A 17624-nucleotide genomic window follows, 5' to 3' on the forward strand; every position below is an offset into this window, starting at 1 on the left:
CGCGGGTCGTGCGCATGTTTCGAGGTGCCCGCGTTTCCCGCTGGGCCGTCGCCTTCTCGTGGAGGGCGGCGGTTGCCGGTGGATACGGGCGCCCGGCCCTTTTCCGCCTATGGGCCGGAGCTCGTCATGACCGTGGTCCGCTCACGTGCGGCCGGACGTCTCGACCACCTACCGTGCTCAGGTCAGGGTGCGACCCGGCTGGAAGATCAGAAGCCTTCAGCGAGTGCGGCACGCTCGGCGCCGTCCTCACGGTCGTCGAACAGGAACTGACGGTTGCGCTGCGACTGGCCGTTGCTGTTGCCGCCGCTGACGATGTTGGTGTTGCGGTTGTTGTTGACGATCCGCACCCTGATGCGATGGTGTTCACGGCGGCCGCCCCAGCCGCCGCAGCCGCCGCCACACCGCCGCCCGCAGCCGCCGCCGCAGCCGCCCCACGCCGAGAAACCGACGGCGGTCGGGGCCACGCCGGCGTTGGCGGCGGTCGCGGTGGTCGCCGCGCCGAGGCCGACGATTCCGCCGGCCATCGCCGTGCTGACTGCGAGTCCCGCGAAGACGCTCTTGAGCTTGAGCATTGTGTTTTCCCCCTTGAAAAACGTGTCGCCTCGTTGGCATTTTCGCAAAAACGACGGAAAATGCACAAGATGGTCCATGGTGGCCCATCCATCACGATATTGATTTCCGCTCATATCGGACAATAAACGGAGATTGATGACCTTTAATCTCGATCGTGGTTTTCGATTGACATCGAAGATCGCCTTTAGGGAGGTGTCCCGCCGGTAGGGGGCGCCTGTCGATCGGATGGCCACGCTGCGCGCCGGTGTGGAGACCACCAGGAAAGTGCGCGGCGAAAGGGCGCGGGGAGAGGGAGGCGCCGACCGGGCCTGCCGGAAAGAGTGGCGCGGAAGGGGGGAGGGCTTCCCGTAAAGGAAAAGGGGGCCATCCGATATGAATACCTCGGCTGGAAATGCGCTTGTCATGGAGCGGGGGCTCCGCGCTTCGAAAGCCGCGGAGCCCCCGTCCGGAACGCCGTGGACAATAAATTTCATCCTCGGCTGTTTCCTGGTTTTTCGGCTCGTTCCGAGGTGCCCGTGTTCCCTGCGTGGTCGCCGTCTCCCTGTGGAGGACGGCGGTCTCGGCGAACACGGGCACTTGGCCCTTCCGCCCTGGGCCGGAGCTCGTCACGGCCGTGAATCCGGCCGTGCGTGGTCAGACGCCTCGGTCATGTACCGCGCTCGGACTAGTCCTCTTCGTTCCTGTTGTTCCTGCGCTCCCGATCGAACTGGAACTGGCGCTCGGCCTGGGCCTGGTCGTTCCTGCCCCGGACGATGTTCTCGTTGTCGTTGTGGGTGCGGATCCGCAGCCTGAAGTGCTCGCGGCGGTGATCGCGGCGGCAGCCGCCGCCGCAGCCGCCGCAGCCGCCCCACGCCGGGATGCCGATGGCGGTCGGGGCCACGCCGGCGTTGGCGGCGGTCGCGGTGGTAGCCGCGCCGAGACCGACGATTCCGCCGGCCAGTACCGTGCTGATTGCGAGTCCTGCGAAGACGCTCTTGAACATGGGCATTGCGTTTCCCCCTTGAAAGGATGTGTTGCCCGCACTGGCATTTTCCAGAGTGACTGGAAAATGTCCTGGATGGTCCGTGACGGCCCATCCTCATAGACTTGATTTCCTCCCATGTCGGACAATAAACAGAGATTGATGGATTTTAATCTCGGTCATATTTTTGTCGATGGTGAGGATTGTTTTTAGGTAGGCCGCCCCAGCGGAGGAGAAGGCTCCCCGTGTAAGGAAAAGCGCACCGTCCGGCGTGAATGTCGTCGGTGAAGAAATGCGCTTTCCGCGGAGTAGGGAGGCTCCGCGCTTCGAAAGCCGCGGAGCCCCACTCGGAGTGCCGTGGACGATCAGTGTCGTCCTCGGTTGAGCTCCGGATTCTTGAGCCCGTTTCGAGGTGCCCGTGTTCCCTGTGCGGTCGCCGTCTTCTTGTCGAGGGCAGCGGTCTCAGCGAACGCGGGCGCCCGGCCCTTCCGCCCCGGGCCGGAGCTCGTCGCGACCGTGAATCGGTCGCGCGTGGTCAGACGTCTCGACCACGTGGCGCGTTCGGACTAGTCGTCGTCGTTCGCGTTCCGGTTGCGGCGGTTGAACTCGAACTGACGCTGGGCCTGCGCCTCGTCGTTGTTGCCCCTGACGAAGTTGCGGTTGTTGTTGTTGGTGTGGATCCGCAGCCTGAAACGGTGGTTTTCGCGGCGGAAATCGCGGCGGCCGCAGCCGCCGCAGCCGCCGCAACCGCCGCAGGTCTGGAAGCCGGCGACGGCGGTCTGGGCCACGGCCGCGTTGGCGGCGGTCGTGGTGGTCGCCGCGCCGAGGCCGATGATTCCGCCGGCCAGTACCGTGCTGATTGCGAGTCCTGCGAAGACGCTCTTGAACATGGGCATTGCGTTTCCTCCTTGAAAGGATTTGTTGCCCGCACTGACATTTTCGAGAGTGACTGGAAAATGTCCTGGATGGTCAATAGTGAGCCATCCCCGAGATTCTTGATTTCCGTCCACACTGGTCGATAAACGGAGATCGTTGGCCTTTGATGCCAGCTATCTATTTATCGACCATGGGAATCGTCCTCACGAGAAAGGAGGCGACGGCCGATCTTATGGCCGCGCCGCCTGCCGATGTCGAAGCCGTAAGGAACAATCGCCGAAAGGACATGGGGGGAGAAAGAACACCGGCCGAGCGTGCCGGAGAGAACGCCCCGAAGAGGAGATGATCTCCTGTGCGGGGGCCGGTCGGCACGGATTTTCCGCCGGTGAAACGCGACTTCCGTGAATCGAGGGCTCCGCGTTTCGAAAATCGCGGAGCCCCCACCTGGAATGCCGTGGACGACCGGTGCCACCACCGGCTGAGCGCCGGGTAGCCGAACCTGTTTCGAGGAGCCCGCATTCCCTCCGTGGCCGCTGCCTTTCCGTGGATAACGGCAATCTCAGCGAATACGGGCGCTCGGCCCCTCCGCCATGGGCCCGAGCTCATCACGGCCGTGGATCCGGTCGCGCGTGGTCAGATGTCTCGGCCACGCGCCGCGCTCAGGCTGGAGCGCGACCCCGGTTGAGCGACTAGAGCCCGCCGGTGATGGGAGGCGTGGCCGCGGCGGCGTTCCCCTGGTTGCCCTGGTTGCGCCGGTTCTCGTTCCTCTCGTTCCTGCGCTGGAACTGGAACTCGCGCTGGGCCTGCGCCTGGTCGTTGTCGGCTCTGACGTCGTTGTGGTTGCGGTTGTTGGTGTGGATCCTCAGCCTGAAGTGCCTGCGCTCGAAGCGGCGATCACGGTTGCAGCCGCAGCCGCCGCCGCAGCCGCCGCAGGTCTGGAAGCCGGCGACGGCGGTCTGGGCCACGGCCGCGTTGGCGGCGGTCGCGGTGGTCGCCGCGCCGAGGCCGATGATTCCGCCGGCCATCACCGTGCTGATCGCGAGTCCTGCGAAGACGCTCTTGAACATGGGCATTGCGTTTCTCCCTTGAAAGGATCGGTTGCCCTCACTGACATTTTCCGGAGTGATTGGAAAATGCCCTGGATGGTCCATAAAGGTCCACCCCTCGCAGTCTTGATTTCCGCCCACGTTGGGTGACAAACGGAGATTGGCGGCTTTTACCCGCATGTTATCTCTTTATCAACAATGTTAGACTCTTATTAATTGCTTTGCTGCTAAATGTCTTTAATGTCGTGTTTTGGCATGAGCTTGCGCGGCGGGCGGCTATCGTCGAACCGGAGGCGAACGAGGGAGGAAACGTGAGTACGGAGCCGATCCCGAGCTGGCCTGGCCGGCTGATCAGCCTGGGGGAGCAGCGGGTTCACGTGAGGTCGACCCCGCCCGGTCCCCGCGAGACCGCCGTCTACGTGCACGGCCTCGCGGGCTCGGCGACCAACTGGACCGACCTGATGGGCGAACTGTCCGATGTGGTCGCCGGTCACGCGATCGACCTGCCGGGAGCCGGATATTCGCCGGAGGCCTCCGACGGCGACTACTCCATCGACGCCTACGTCCGGGCCGTCAGCGCCCTCGTCGAACGGGTCGCCGACGCCCCCGTCCACCTGTTCGGCAACTCCATGGGCGGCGCGGTCTCCGTCCGGGTCGCCGCGACCCGTCCGGACCTGGTCCGCTCGCTCACGCTCGTCTCACCGGCCCTGCCCGATCTGTTCCCCCGGTACGGCCCGGCGCGGGTGGCCCTGTCCGCGGTGCCGAGGCTGGGCGAGTGGGCCGCGACGCAGTTGAGTGCCCTGCCCGCCGAGCGCAGGCTCAACGTCACGCTCGGCATGTGCTACGCCGACCTCGGCCGGCTCCACCCGGAGCGGCTCCGGGAGGCGACCGAGGAACTGCGCCGCAGGGACGGCCTGCCGTACGCGGCGACCGCACTGGTCGGTTCGGCGCGGGGCCTGGTCGCCGAGTACTTCAGGCGCGGCGAGGAGAACCTGTGGCGGCAGGCGGCCAAGGTGACCGCGCCCACGCTCGTCATCCACGGCCGCCATGACCGGCTCGTCAACCCGCGCATGGCCGCGCGGGCCGGGCGGACGTTCCCCCGGGTACGGCTGCTGCTGCTGCCCGACGCCGGGCACGTGGCGCAGATGGAGATGCCCGAGAGGGTGGCCCGTGAGGCGCGGCGTCTGATAGGTGAGACGGCCTCCGTCTCGATTGGGAATGACTGAGGCACCGCGTTAGGTTGTGAGTGGTGCGTGCTGTGCCCAGCACGCACCTCAGGACCCCCTGAAACGGGAGCAGAACTGTGTCGTTGCCACCGCTGGTAGAGCCGGCAGCCGAGCTGACCGTCGACGAGGTGCGCCGCTACTCGCGCCACCTGATCATTCCCGACGTAGGCATGGCCGGGCAGAAGCGCCTGAAGAACGCCAAGGTGCTCTGTGTGGGCGCCGGCGGTCTGGGCTCGCCCGGGCTGCTGTACCTCGCGGCTGCGGGCGTGGGCACGCTCGGCATCATCGACTTCGATGTCGTCGACGAGTCCAACCTGCAGCGTCAGGTCATCCACGGTCAGTCGGACGTCGGCCGCCCCAAGGCGGAGAGCGCCGCGGACAGCGTCCGGGAGATCAACTCGCTGGTGGACGTGGTCGTCCACAACGAGGTGCTGACCACCGACAACGTCATGGAGATCTTCTCCCGGTACGACCTGATCGTGGACGGCACCGACAACTTCGCCACCCGCTACATGGTGAACGACGCCGCAGTCCTCCTCGGCAAGCCGTACGTCTGGGGCTCGATCTACCGGTTCGACGGCCAGGCCAGCGTGTTCTGGGCCGAGCACGGCCCCTGCTACCGCTGCCTCTACCCCGAGCCCCCGCCCCCCGGCATGGTCCCCTCCTGCGCCGAGGGCGGCGTGCTCGGCGTGCTGTGCGCGTCGGTCGGCTCCATCCAGGTCAACGAGGCCATCAAGCTTCTCACCGGCATCGGGGAGCCGCTGGTCGGCCGTCTGATGATCTACGACGCCCTGGAGATGAACTACCGCTCGGTCAAGGTCCGCAAGGACCCCGAGTGCGTGCTCTGCGGCAAGAACCCCACGGTCACCCAGCTGCTGGACGACTACGAGGCGTTCTGCGGCGCCGTCTCCGAGGAGGCCCAGGAGGCCGCCTCCGGCTCCACGATCACCGCGGCCGAGCTCAAGTCCTGGCAGGACCAGGGCGAGAACATCTACGTGATCGACGTCCGTGAGCCGAACGAGTACGAGATTGTGTCCATCCCGGGTGCCGTGCTCATCCCCAAGGGCGAGTTCCTCAACGGCTCCGCGCTGGAGAAGCTCCCGCAGGACAGGCGTATCGTGCTCCACTGCAAGTCCGGCGCCCGGTCCGCCGAGTGCCTGGCGATCGTCAAGAACGCCGGTTTCTCCGACGCGGTCCACGTGGGTGGCGGCGTGCTGAGCTGGGTCAAGACAGTCGACCCGAGCCTGCCGACCTACTAGATCTCCCCGTCGTCCACGGCCGGCGCCCCGGTGGAGCACCGCTCCCCGGGGCGCCGCTCCGTTTCGAGGGTGGAGTCCCAGTGGAAGGGCGGACATTTCCCCCGGGCGGCCTTTTCCCGATGCGTCGGATCCAGACGGAACGGCAGATGACACCCGCCTTGTCGCATTAAGGTCGAGGGCGTGAACGGAGCCCCAGGTCAGTGGCGGCCTCTGTGGCCGGCGCTGGTCATGGTGTCCGCGCTGACGCTGATCTGCGCGGTGGTGGCCTGGGTGGCTTCGAGCACCGCCGGGGCGGAGCTCACCCGCGGTCCCAGCCGGGCGGAGCTGGAGCGTGCCACCGCCGACGAGATGGCCCTGCGCTGGCAGGCGTGGCCCGCGGGGCGGATCTTCCCCGAGACCGTCGGCTATGCCGCCGAGCAGGGCGGTGAGGAGAAGGCCCGCCGCGTGGGAATCTCGCCGGAGACCCGCTGCGACAAGGGGGTGGACGCCAGGCTCACGGAGGTTCTGCGGCGGGCGGGTTGCCGGAGCATCCTGCGCGCCACCTACATCGACGCGCTCCAGGGCGTCGTCGTCACCGTCGGCGTGGTGGCCTTCGCGGGGGAGACGGACGCGGTCGCGGCCAAGGCGGCGCTGCCCAGGGCGGGCCGTCCCTCCCCGGGCCTCAAGGCGCTGGCCTTCCCCGGCACGGTCGCCGACCGCTTCACCTCGGCGGGGCGGCAGAGCAGCCTGGTACGGCAGGCCGGGCCGTACGTGGTGCTGGCCACGATCGGCCAGACCGACGGCCGTCCCGGCAGAGCGGCGGGGGAGCAGCGGCCGACCATGTTCACCTTCGCCGGTGACATCGCCGACGGGATCCTCGCGGACCTGTCCACGCCCCTGCGCCCCGACTGCGTCTCCGAGGAGTGGCGATGTTGAGACAGGCCGGCGTCGCCGTGGTGCTGGCCCTGATCGCGCTGGGGTCCGCATCCGCCGCACATGCCGACGACGTCCGGGGCAGCCAGCGCCAGGTCCTGCGGACCCTTGACCTGCCCGGCGCCTGGCGCATCTCCGAGGGCAGGGGCGTGACGGTGGCGGTGCTGGACTCGGGGGTGGACCCGGACCATCGCGACCTGGTGGGCTCGGTGACCGAGGGCAGGGACTTCACCAGGGGGGCCAACCCGCCGGGAGCCGACCCCCTGCGGTTGCACGGGACCTACATGGCGTCGCTCATCGCCGGGCACGGGCACGGGCCCGGCAGGGCCGACGGGGTGATCGGCGTCGCGCCCAGGGCACGGGTGCTGTCGGTGCGGGTGATCCTGGAGGACGAGGAACCGGGCTTCCGGAAGTTCAACACCGCCCCGCGGTTCGAGAACGTGGTGGCCGAAGGCATCAGGTACGCCGTGGACCAGGGCGCGGACGTGATCAACATGTCGATCTCCAAGGAGCTGGCGACCAGGGAGGAGCGGGCGGCGATCCGCTATGCGATCTCCCGGGGGGTCGTGCTCGTCGCGGCGGCGGGTAACGACGGGGCGGGTAAGCCCGACTCCACCGGCTACGCCCCCTACTCCTACCCGGCGGCCTTCCCCGGGGTGGTCTCGGTCGCCGCGGTGGACCGCGGGTTACGCAGGGCCTCGTTCTCCAACCGGAACCCCTCGGTCCTGGTGGCCGCGCCCGGGGTGGACATCCTCGGCGCGGGACCCGGCGACGAGTACTGGGTAGGCCGCGGGACATCGCAGGCGACCGCGCTGGTCTCCGGCGTTGCCGCACTGATTAAAGCGAAATATCCAAAAATGTCGCCTGGATTGGTTGCGCAGGCGCTCACCGCCGGGGCGATCCGGCAGCCGACCGGAGGCTACGACACCGGCATGGGCTTCGGCGTGGTCAACGCCCCCCGGGCGCTCGCCGAGGCCGCCAGGATCTCCCGCCACACCTTCACCGCCCAGGGGGCCGGCAGTCACGATCCCGCGCGCCCGCTGGGTGGCGGGGCGGAGCCGGTGCGGGTGATCCACCGGGACCAGAACAAGATCGCACTGTACGGGGGAGTGGCCGGGATCGCCGGACTCGGCGTGCTCGCGTCCCTGACCGGGATCGTCGTCCTCGTCGGCCGGGGGCGGTCCAGGGACAGTCCGGGGAACGGGTCCGGGGGCAGGTCCGCGACCACGGCCGAGCCTCCGGTCACGGCCCCCTGACCGGGCGGCCATGGCCCGCACGAGACGCCGTCCCGCACGGAGAGCGATGGCACAAATACACTCCGGCGATGGGGTGGTGAGGCCCTGCGACGTAGCATCGAGGTATGTCGAAGCCCGGGCGGCATCAGGAGCCGGGACGGCGCCCGCAAGCCTCGGCGCCTCCTGCCCGCGACGGCTGGCCGCCGCCCGGTTCCCGGGTGCCACGGGCGAGGAGCGCTCCGGCGCGACGCACACCCGCCTCCGGCACCGCCCGGCGGGTCCGGGCATGGCCGGCGGCGGGTCGCGACCGCCTGGCGGCCGAGCGGGTGGAGCTGGCGACCCTGGAGCGGGGCATCCGGTTCCGTGTGATCTTCCTGATCCTGATGGGCACGATCCTGGCGGTCGCCGCGACCGACGTGCTCACCGGCGCGGCCGGGCTGTTCCGTGAGACCGAGGCCCGGCCGCTGACGCCCGCCGAGCAGACCCGCTACATCAAGGACGACATCGCCGGGCGCTGGCACACCTGGCCGGCAGACCTGGTCTTCCCCACGGAGCTGCAGTACATCGGTCTCGGCCGTACCCAGCAGTACGCCCGGCGGATCGGCCTCGCCCCCGAGGTTCCCTGCAGGTCCGGCGTCGACGCCGCGACAGGCTCCGTCCTCGCCCAGCACGGCTGCCGCACGTTGCTGCGGGCCTCCTACACGGACCAGACGTCCACATTCGTCATCACCGTGGGTATCGCGGTGCTCCGGGACGAGGAGGCGCAGATCGCCGCGGCGGCCCAGCTCCCGGTGGACGATCGTGTGGGGGTGCGGCCCGTGGCGTTTCCCGGCACCGCGAGCGAGCTGTTCGGCGCCGCCCAGCGGCAGCGCAACGGCTGGATCCCGGTCGGCCCCTACATCGTCTTCTCCACCGCCGGTTACCGCGACGGCCGCACCCGGGAGTCGATCCCCCGCGAGGAGATCCTGCACAGCGAGCTGTGGCCGACAGCGCAGGCCGTCGCCGGGCGCATCGCCCGAGCCCTGGGTGACCAGCCCAGCGCCGTACCCCGGTGCACCCAGGGAAACGTGTGCTGAGGCACCGGCGGTTCTGGGCGGCGAGCGCCCTGACCGCACTCTCCGTGATGGTCGCCGCTCCGGCGGGCGCCGCCGACGTGCGCGAGGACCAGCGCTGGGTGCTGCGGGCGATGAACGTCGAGCAGGCGTGGAAGGTCACCAGGGGGGCGGGCGTCACCGTGGCCCTGGTGGACAGCAAGGTGGACGACGGCGTCGAGGAGCTGCGCGGCCGGGTCGTCTCCGGGCCCGAGACGGGAGCGGCGGCGCCGGAGGGCGATCTCTCCAAGGACTGGCACGGCACCGCGATGGCCTCGCTCATCGCCGGAGCGGGCAGAGGGGACGGCGGTCTTCTCGGGGCCGCGCCCGAGGCCCGGATCCTCTCGCTGCCGGTGGTCCTGCTGGAGGGGAACGGGGACCAGACCGTCCTGCCGAAGGAGGATCAGCGGACGGGGGCCGACAGCCCGCTGGCCCGCGCGATCCGCTACGCCGTCAACCACGGGGCCAAGGTCGTCAGCATGTCCCTGGGCGCCTACGGGCCGCACAGGGCCGAGCGGGAGGCGGTCTCCTACGCGCTGTCGCGGGGTGTGGTGCTGGTCGCGGCAGTCGGCAACGACGGCGGTTCCGACTACGCGATCGACAACGCCACCTCCTTCTGGAACTTTCCCGCCGGATACTCCGGTGTGATCGGGGTGGGCGCCATCGACTCGGCGGGCAGGCCGGCCCCGTTCAGCAGCGACAACCTGTCGGTTCTGGTCTCCGCGCCGGGCGTGGGGGTGCCGGTGGTGACTCCCGGCGGCGAGTACGGCTTCTCGGAGGGGACCAGTTCGGCGACCGCGCTGGTGGCGGGGGTCGCCGCACTCATAAAAGCTAAATATCCAGATATCCCGCCGTATCTGGTGTCGCAGGCCCTCACCTCCACCGCCAGATCCGCACCCCCCGCCGGATACGACGACCACATCGGGTTCGGCATCGTCGACGCCGGCGCGGCCCTCGCCAGAGCCGGAGAGCTGATCAGCCGTACGGCGGAGCCGCCGGCGCTCGCCGGCAGATACTTCGGCACGGGCCCCCAGCCCCAGGAGCCCGCCCCGCCCGGCCCCGAACCGGTCCGGCTCTGGCTGTACGGCACGGGCCTGCTCGGCGGCTTACTCGCGTTCACAGGGGCCGTGGTGATGCTCAGCCGGCGGTCGGAGCACGCCGTACCGGCGGAGGGGAAACATGTGACCGGGCGAGCGGGACCGTGGCCGTGAACCGGCGGAAAGCTGAGAAACAGGTGCTGAATTGAATTCGATTGGAACGCGTTTTGGACACTGTTCGGACGCGGTGAGGCCGATGACGGCTCCGATGGCCCGAAGGCCGTCAGATATTCGCTAGGGTCGCCCCTCATGGGGTACGAGTTGCGTGTGGAGCGCCCGGCGCCTCTCGCCTTCGCGGAACTCGCGACTGTGCTGGGGCAGGCGGGGTTCGAGTTCCGCGGTTCACAGGAAAAGGGCGAGGTCCTGGCGCGCCATGGTGACGGCCTTCACGCCATAGCCGTCTGGGACGGCAGGCTGTCCGGCGCGCCCGGGTCCGACTGGCAGGTGGCCCAGCTGGCACGGGTCTCCGCGCTGCTGGGCGCGCGCCTGGTCGGCGAGGACGGTGAGTCCTACGCGATCCGTGGTGGCCTCGTCGAGCAGCTGAATGGCTCCGCGGCCTACGAGTTCGGCAAACTCGACGAAATACTCGCGGCCGGGCCAGCCGTATGGAGCCGGTAGGGCACCCGACTCCGTATGCGGAGCGGGTGCTCGACCTGGTCGAACGCATTCCGCGCGGCATGGTGATGTCCTATGGCGACATCGCCGAATATCTCGGCGAGGGAGGCCCTCGCCAGGTCGGGAAGGTCATGTCCACCTGGGGCGGCGGCGTGCCCTGGTGGCGGGTCGTGCACGCCGACGGGACCCCGCCGCCCGGCCACGAGCAGAGGTGCCTGGCCAGATGGCAGGAGGAACGGACCCCGTTGAAAGGCGCCCGCGTTGATATACGTGTGGCGCGATGGGCTGGATTGCCAGCAAATGCGGAGTAATTGGCTCCGTCTGGCGCACTAACATGGCCCGGGACAGCTTCTGTCCGAAAGGCGGTGCCTTCCCCATGGCCACCGGCGTCACACCCGCACGATCCGGAGGCGATTCCGTCGCCGACCGTCTACGGGCTGTTCAAGATCTATGTGACCGGGGAGAACCGCTCCAATCGATGATGGCGGCGGTGTCGGCCGAGGGGCTGACCCCGGCCGAGCGTCGCCGGTTCGACGCCGACGCCCTGGCCGGTCCTCTCGGTTCCCGGCTGGATCTGGCGGTCAAGCGCGGCGCAGCCCGTCGTCGTGAGTTCGTCACGCTCCTCAAGCCCTACCTCGCCGGGGTGGACGCGCGGGTCAAGCGCGAACTGCCGGTGGCCCGCAGGATCGCCTTCCACCTGGTCGAGCACCGGGAGGTGGACGAGCTCGCCGACGGCGACGCGCTGCAGAAGATCGCGACGGCCGCCGCGGAGCCGTCCAGGCGGGTCCGCAGGAAGCTGCGCTGGTATGCCGACCTGCCACTCCAGGACGAGCTCCCGGAGGCCATGTTCCGGCTGCGCGCCGCCGACCTGATCCCGATGACCCAGGTCGAGGACATCTCCTGGTCCGGCGGCCGGCTGCGGGTCAGCGGCCATGCCCATCTGGCCGGACTCTCGGTCCGTGGCCCCCGCTTCAACCGGGCCACCGTCGTGCTGCGCGGCCCGCGCTGGCTGCCCCCGGTGCGACTGCGCACCCGCAGGGTCTTCCACCCGGAGGCCACCTACGGCGCCCAGGAGGCCGGCTGTAACTACGACTGGTCCGGGTTCGTCGCGGAGCTGTCCCCCTGGGCGCTGCGCTGGCGTGCCGCCGTGCGGGCCGTCGTGCGCGGCGGCAAGCGGCTGCTCCGCCGCCGGGCCGTCGTGCGCGACACCACCACCTGGCGTGCCGAGATCGTGATCTGGAGCAGGGGCGCCCGCGCCGTCGGCCTGCTCCGCGGGCCCTCCAGCGGCCGTACCGAGCGCCCCCGGGGCCTGGACCTGGGCGGGGGCTGGTGGGTCCGCCCGGTCTGGACCTCCGACCGTGCCCTGCAGGTCGTGCTACAGCCCACCCGGGCCGAGCTGACCGAGGTACGGCTGGACGGCGACCGGCTGGAACTGAAGGTGTTCCTGCCGGGCAAGGGCCAGAGCAAGGGCCACGCGCGCCTGGACGGCCACCGGATGTCGGCCGACTTCACCCCCGTCGAGGGGGGCACCGAGGTCGTCGTGCCGCTCGCCGTACCCTCCCTGCTCCAGGAGCGCGACGGCGGCAGGCTCTGGGTCGAACCCAAGGGCGACCCCGCGGCCGCCGTCATGCGCGGCCGGGCGGCGGAGAGCCGCTCGGTCGTCGGCGAGCGGGAGATCACCGTGCTGGGCGACCGGCGCGACCGGGTGATCGTCTCCGCGCACCGGATCCGCCCGGTCATCTCCGCGGCGACCTGGGACGAGGACGGCACGCTCTCCCTCGAGGGCTCCTACCCCGGCTCCGGGCCTGCCGAGCTGACGCTGCGGCACCGCACCGGGCTGATCCACACCGTGGCCCTGGAGCGTGCCGACGACCGCTTCTCGATGCTGCTCTCGCCCGCCGCGATGCCCCGCTTCGGGGAGACCGTGCCGCTGGGCAGCGGGAGCTGGAGCATGGCGGTCCGCGAATCCTCCGGGGAGATCGTGCCGCTCCGCGTCGACCACGCCATCCTCGACTCGCTGGACGAGGAGCCGAAGGTCCATGACGGCCGCAAATACCGTCTGGTCTCCACCCGGTTCGACGTGCCGGTGCTGACCGTCGCCGAGGACCTGCCCGACGACGAGAGGGGCGCCGGCGGCCTGTTCGCCCTGCGGCGCTCGTTCTACCCGGCCGAGCGGACCCGCGAGCTGAACGACGCGACCGTCTACGTCGCTTACGACGGACGGCAGTACGAAGGCAACGTCCGTGCGATCTACGAGGAGCGCGTACGGCGCGGCGACGACCGCGAGCACATCTGGGTGGTCAAGGACGGGGCGTTCGTGCCGCCGGGGTCGGCGGAGCTCGGGGCCGGCTCCGGCATCCGGCCGACCGTGGTCCGTGCGGGCAGCCGCGAGCACTACGCGGTGCTCGCGCGCTCGCGGTACGTGGTGACGAACGGTTTCCTGCCGCCGTGGTTCCGGGCGCGCGATGACCAGATGGTCGTGCAGACCTGGCACGGCAGTCCGCTCAAGCGCCTGGGCAACGACCTGCCGCACATGTCCCGCGACCCGAAGCCGCCGGCCTGGCACCGTCAGGCGGTCGAGGTGCGGGGCTGGGACCTGCTGGTCTCACAGAGCCCGTGGGCGACCCCGATCCTGCGCAAGGCGTTCGGCTACCAGGGCGAGGTCCTGGAGAGCGGCTACCCGCGCAACGACGTGCTGTCCGCCCCCGACAGGGACGAGCTGGCCGCCCGGGTGCGCCGCAGGCTCGGCATCGCCGAGGGCGCCAGGGTGGTGCTCTACGCCCCGACCTTCCGCGACTACGACCGCAAGAACGCCTCGCTGCGGCTGAACCTGGCCGAGGCGCGGCGGGCGCTCGGCCCGGGTCACGAGTTTCTGGTCAGGGCGCACTCGATGCAGGCGGCGCCCAACATGCCCGACGGCCTTGGGCTCGACGTCACGACATATCCGGATATGGCGGATCTGTTGTTGATCACTGACGTGCTGATCACCGACTACTCCTCCGTCATGTTCGACTTCGCCGCCACCGGCCGGCCCATGCTGTTCTTCACCCACGACCTGCAGCGCTACTCGTCCAAGCGAGGCCTCTACCTCGACCTGGCCGCCGAGGCCCCCGGGCCGCTGCTGACCACGGGCACCGAGGTGATCGAGGCGATGCGAACCATCGACGAGGTGGCCGCCGCCCACGCCGAGCGCTACGAACGGTTCCGGCTCCTCTACGCCCCCCGCGACGACGGCAAGGCGACCGCCCGCCTGGTCGACCACGTCTTCGACTCCTGAGCCGATCCGAGCTGGGCGTACGCTTCCAACGATCATCGGAGACCGGCTGGGCGGACGGAATCATCCGGAGCGCCCGGCCAGGGGTCCGCCATGCGACACTCGCGGACTCGGCACGATCACTGCCCGGGATCTGGTGGAATGGCGAGTTGTGAGTGGTCAGAGCTGGCGTTTGGTGCGCCATGAGAGCGCGGGGAGAACTGCTGCCCCTGTGCTTGACGAGCACCAACGTGCGGTGGTGGCCCACGAGAGCGGCCCGCTGCTCGTGCTCGCCGGGCCCGGAACCGGCAAGACCACCACAATCGTGGAGACCGTGGTCGACCGGATCGAGCGCCGCGGCGTGGACCCCGAACGGGTGCTCGTCCTCACCTTCAGCCGCAAGGCGGCCGAGGAACTGCGCGAACGTATCACCGGCCGGATGCGCCGCACCACCCGGACCCCCCTCGCGCTCACCTTCCACAGCTACGCCTACGCACTGCTCCGCCGCGAGGCCGTGCTCGCCGGAGGCGTGCCGCCCCGCCTGCTGACCGGCCCCGAGCAGCTCCTGGAGATCCGCCGCCTGCTCCACGGCGAGCTGGAGGACGGCGCCCCGCACTGGCCGGACGACATGCGCGAGGCGCTCAAGACCCGGGGGTTCGCCCAGGAGCTCCGCGACTTCCTGGCCCGCGCCTCCGAGCGAGGCCTCGACGGAGAGGACCTCGTCGAGCTGGGCCGCCGCCACGGCCGGGCGGACTGGGCGGCCGCCGGCCGGTTCGCCGACCGTTACCAGGCCAGGTTCGACCTGGACATGGAGCCGGTGCTCGACTACACGGAGCTGATCCGCGCCGCCGGCGGCCTGCTCACCGACCCCGAGGTACGGCTCCGCGAACGGTCCGCCTACGACGTCGTCCTCGTCGACGAATACCAGGACACCGACCCCGCCCAGGAGTTCCTGCTCCAGCAGCTGGCCGGAGAGGGCCGAGACCTCATCGCGGTCGGCGACCCCGACCAGTCGATCTACGGCTTCCGCGGCGCCGACGTACGCGGGATCATGCGGTTCCCGGAGAGCTTCCCCCGGGCCGACGGCGAGAACGCGCCCGTCATCGCCCTGCGCGTCTGCCGCCGCAGCGGTGCCGAGCTCCTGAGGGCCTCCCGCCGCGTCGCCGCCCGGCTGCCCGCGATCCCCGGCGGCGTCGCCCACCGGGACCTGCGCCCCCTCGCCGACGCCGACCCCGGTGAGGTCCAGGTGGTGGTGACCGACGGCGCCACCCAGGAGGCGGCGGTCGTGGCCGACACCCTGCGCCGAGCCCACCTGCTCGACGGCGTCCCCTGGTCACGGATGGCCGTGCTGGTCCGCTCGGCCACCCGCCAGGTGCCGCTGCTCCGCCGGGCACTCGTCACGGCCGGCGTGCCGGTCGTGGTGGGCGGCGGCGAGCTGCCCCTCTTCCAGGAGCCGGGCGTGCGACCGCTGATCAGGCTCATCCAGGTCGCCCTCCACCCCGAGACCCTCGACGAGGCGATGGCCGAGGAACTGCTGACCGGCGCGCTCGGCGGCACCGACATGATCGGCGTACGCCGCCTCCGCAGGGCCCTCCGGATCGCCGAGCACGAGGCGATGGCCCACCTCGGCGGCCACGACCCGGCCGAACACGACCTCTCCGAACCGCCCCCCGACGACCACGACCTGATCGGCGACTCCGGACCGTCCCCCGACGACGGCGACCTGATCGGCGGATCCGTCGAACGTGACCTCTCCAAGCCACGCTCCTCGGGTGAACTGCTGGTCGCGGCGCTCAAGGACGCCCGCGAGCTGGTCCGGGTGGAGCCGCACGTGGCACTGCCCGCCGAACGGCTCGCCGGGCTCATCTCCGGCGCCGCCGAGGCCGTACGGCAGGGCGGCACCGCCGAAGACGTGCTCTGGACCGTCTGGCAGGCCACCGGACTGGCCCGCAGATGGAGCGACATCAGCGTCGGCGGCGGGGTCCGGGGGACCATGGCGGACCGCGACCTCGACGCGGTGGTGGCGCTGTTCGACCACGCGGCCAGGTTCGTGGACCGGCTGCCGCACGCGGGCGTCGAGGTGTTCGTGGACGACCTGGTCGCCCAGGAGATCCCCGGCGACTCCCTCGCCGAACGCGCCCCCGACACCGACGCGGTCCGGATCCTGACCGCACACCGCTCCAAGGGCCTGGAATGGGACGTCGTCGTCGCCGCCGGAGTGCAGGAAGGGGCCTGGCCCGACCTGCGGCTGCGTGGCTCCCTGCTCAGCACCGACGACATGGTCGCCAGGGCCGAGGGCTCCGAACACGAGAACCCGGCCGCCGTCTCGGCCGCGCTCTCCTCCCAGCTCCTGGCCGAGGAGCGCCGCCTCTTCTACGTGGCGGCGACCAGGGCCAGAAGCAGGCTCATCGTCACCGCCGTGGGAGGCGACGACAGCGACGAGCGGCCCTCCCGGTTCCTCACCGAGCTGGTGCCCGGCGCGACCGAGGAGACGGTCGTCGACGAGCGCTCCCGCTGGCTCAGCATGCCCGCCCTGGTCGCGGACCTGCGGCAGGCCGTCTCCGACACGAGCCGGCCCGCCCCGCTCCGCCAGGCCGCCGCCGAGCACCTGGCCAGACTCGCCGCCGCCGGCGTGCGCGGCGCCCACCCCAACGAGTGGTACGCCCTCACCCCGATCTCCGACGACCGCCCGCTGAGCTGGCCCGGCGACGTCGTCAGCATCTCGCCCTCGGCGGTGGAGAACTTCACCAAGTGCGGCCTGCGCTGGCTGCTGGAGACCTCCGTGGGCGCGAGCGGCACCGACGCGGCCAGGGGACTGGGCACCGTCATCCACGCGCTGGCCGTGCTCGCCACCGAAGGCATGCCCGACGAGGACACCCTCGGCAAACGCCTGGACGAGATCTGGAACGGGCTGGACTTCGGCGGCCTCTGGTACAACCGCAAACAGCGCCGGATCGCCGAGCAGATGATCTCCAAATTCGTCCGCTGGCACCGGGACAACCCCCGCAAGCTGATCAGCACCGAAGAGGCCTTCACCGCCATGGTGTCGGAGAGCGTGCAGATCAAGGGCCGGGTCGACCGCGTCGAACGCGACGACGACGGCCGCGCCGTGATCATCGACATCAAGACCGGCAAGACCGGCGCCAAGGACGCCGACCTCGACCGTCACCCCCAGCTCGGCGTCTACCAGCTCGCCGTGCTGCTGGGAGCCTTCCAACGGCACGGCATGACCGAGCCCGGCGGCGCGGCCCTGGTCCAGGTCGGCGACGCCGCCGGCAGGAAGGACGCCAAGGAGCAGCGCCAGCGGCCTCTGGCGGAGGACGCCGACCCCAGATGGGCTCGCGAGATGGTCGACACTGTGGCCGTCGGCATGTCCAACACGTCCTTCCAGGCCAAGGTCAACGACGGCTGCCGTACCTGCGCCGTACGGGCGAGCTGCCCGGTCAGCAAGAACGGGGACCAGGTGTGCTGAGCCGTACC

General features: G+C 70.2%; 14 protein-coding genes. 10 read left to right on the top strand and 4 right to left on the bottom strand.

Annotation, left to right across the window (positions count from 1 at the left end; translation table 11 throughout):
* Positions 1-206: 206 nt before the first annotated feature.
* The 4 genes from ACIN94_RS04965 to ACIN94_RS04980 form a co-directional block, all read right to left on the bottom strand.
* Positions 207-830: a hypothetical protein gene (locus ACIN94_RS04965; RefSeq protein ID WP_400699787.1), complete on the bottom strand. Its 624-nt coding sequence runs from the start codon at positions 828-830 to the stop codon at positions 207-209.
* Between the two features lie 407 nt (positions 831-1237).
* Entirely contained in the window at positions 1238-1561 is a 324-nt protein-coding gene (locus ACIN94_RS04970; protein WP_400699790.1) for a hypothetical protein, read from the bottom strand.
* Positions 1562-2100: 539 nt separating this feature from the next.
* Complete coding sequence (locus ACIN94_RS04975) at positions 2101-2430, bottom strand: hypothetical protein (protein WP_400699793.1); 330 nt, start codon at positions 2428-2430, stop codon at positions 2101-2103.
* A 669-nt stretch (positions 2431-3099) separates the two neighbouring features.
* On the bottom strand, positions 3100-3483 hold the full coding sequence (locus tag ACIN94_RS04980) for a hypothetical protein (RefSeq protein WP_400699796.1): 384 nt from the start codon (positions 3481-3483) through the stop codon (positions 3100-3102).
* Between the two features lie 284 nt (positions 3484-3767).
* Here ACIN94_RS04980 and ACIN94_RS04985 point away from each other — a divergent pair, with 284 nt between their 5' ends.
* The 10 genes from ACIN94_RS04985 to ACIN94_RS05030 all read left to right on the top strand — a co-directional run bounded on the left by ACIN94_RS04985 (position 3768) and on the right by ACIN94_RS05030 (position 17616).
* Positions 3768-4682, top strand: coding sequence for an alpha/beta fold hydrolase (locus ACIN94_RS04985; RefSeq protein ID WP_400699799.1), 915 nt, complete (start codon positions 3768-3770; stop codon positions 4680-4682).
* Between the two features lie 77 nt (positions 4683-4759).
* Entirely contained in the window at positions 4760-5941 is a 1182-nt protein-coding gene (gene moeZ / locus ACIN94_RS04990; RefSeq protein WP_400699802.1) for an adenylyltransferase/sulfurtransferase MoeZ, read from the top strand.
* A 180-nt stretch (positions 5942-6121) separates the two neighbouring features.
* Complete coding sequence (locus ACIN94_RS04995) at positions 6122-6856, top strand: hypothetical protein (protein WP_400699805.1); 735 nt, start codon at positions 6122-6124, stop codon at positions 6854-6856.
* A complete protein-coding gene (locus ACIN94_RS05000) occupies positions 6850-8109 on the top strand; it encodes a S8 family serine peptidase (RefSeq protein WP_400699807.1) in 1260 nt (419 codons plus the stop codon). The genes ACIN94_RS04995 and ACIN94_RS05000 overlap by 7 nt, the downstream gene beginning before the upstream one ends.
* A gap of 104 nt (positions 8110-8213) precedes the next feature.
* Entirely contained in the window at positions 8214-9164 is a 951-nt protein-coding gene (locus ACIN94_RS05005; RefSeq protein WP_400699810.1) for a hypothetical protein, read from the top strand.
* Positions 9158-10390: a S8 family serine peptidase gene (locus ACIN94_RS05010; RefSeq protein ID WP_400699812.1), complete on the top strand. Its 1233-nt coding sequence runs from the start codon at positions 9158-9160 to the stop codon at positions 10388-10390. The genes ACIN94_RS05005 and ACIN94_RS05010 overlap by 7 nt, the downstream gene beginning before the upstream one ends.
* Positions 10391-10525: 135 nt before the next feature.
* Complete coding sequence (locus ACIN94_RS05015; protein WP_400699815.1) at positions 10526-10894, top strand: hypothetical protein; 369 nt, start codon at positions 10526-10528, stop codon at positions 10892-10894.
* Complete coding sequence (locus ACIN94_RS05020) at positions 10882-11202, top strand: MGMT family protein (RefSeq protein ID WP_400699818.1); 321 nt, start codon at positions 10882-10884, stop codon at positions 11200-11202. Before ACIN94_RS05015 ends, ACIN94_RS05020 begins: the two co-directional genes overlap by 13 nt.
* 167 nt (positions 11203-11369) lie before the next feature.
* Complete coding sequence (locus ACIN94_RS05025) at positions 11370-14168, top strand: CDP-glycerol glycerophosphotransferase family protein (RefSeq protein ID WP_400699821.1); 2799 nt, start codon at positions 11370-11372, stop codon at positions 14166-14168.
* 208 nt (positions 14169-14376) lie between these two features.
* The gene (locus ACIN94_RS05030; RefSeq protein ID WP_400699823.1) at positions 14377-17616 is read left to right on the top strand and encodes an ATP-dependent helicase; all 3240 of its coding nucleotides are present in this window, start codon (positions 14377-14379) and stop codon (positions 17614-17616) included.
* Positions 17617-17624 lie beyond the last annotated feature (8 nt).

It is taken from the genome of Streptosporangium sp. NPDC087985, from assembly GCF_044741965.1.
In the GTDB taxonomy this organism is placed as follows: Bacteria; Actinomycetota; Actinomycetes; order Streptosporangiales; family Streptosporangiaceae; genus Streptosporangium.

Excerpts from the sequence above, each read along its gene's own strand:
- ACIN94_RS04970 (WP_400699790.1), bottom strand. The coding sequence starts at position 1,561 with ATGCCCATGTTCAAGAGCGTCTTCGCAGGACTCGCAATCAGCACGGTA.
- ACIN94_RS04975 (WP_400699793.1), bottom strand. The coding sequence starts at position 2,430 with ATGCCCATGTTCAAGAGCGTCTTCGCAGGACTCGCAATCAGCACGGTA.
- ACIN94_RS04980 (WP_400699796.1), bottom strand. The coding sequence starts at position 3,483 with ATGCCCATGTTCAAGAGCGTCTTCGCAGGACTCGCGATCAGCACGGTG.
- ACIN94_RS05000 (WP_400699807.1), top strand. The coding sequence starts at position 6,850 with ATGTTGAGACAGGCCGGCGTCGCCGTGGTGCTGGCCCTGATCGCGCTG.
- ACIN94_RS05005 (WP_400699810.1), top strand. The coding sequence starts at position 8,214 with ATGTCGAAGCCCGGGCGGCATCAGGAGCCGGGACGGCGCCCGCAAGCC.
- ACIN94_RS05015 (WP_400699815.1), top strand. The coding sequence starts at position 10,526 with ATGGGGTACGAGTTGCGTGTGGAGCGCCCGGCGCCTCTCGCCTTCGCG.
- ACIN94_RS05020 (WP_400699818.1), top strand. The coding sequence starts at position 10,882 with ATGGAGCCGGTAGGGCACCCGACTCCGTATGCGGAGCGGGTGCTCGAC.
- ACIN94_RS05025 (WP_400699821.1), top strand. The coding sequence starts at position 11,370 with ATGATGGCGGCGGTGTCGGCCGAGGGGCTGACCCCGGCCGAGCGTCGC.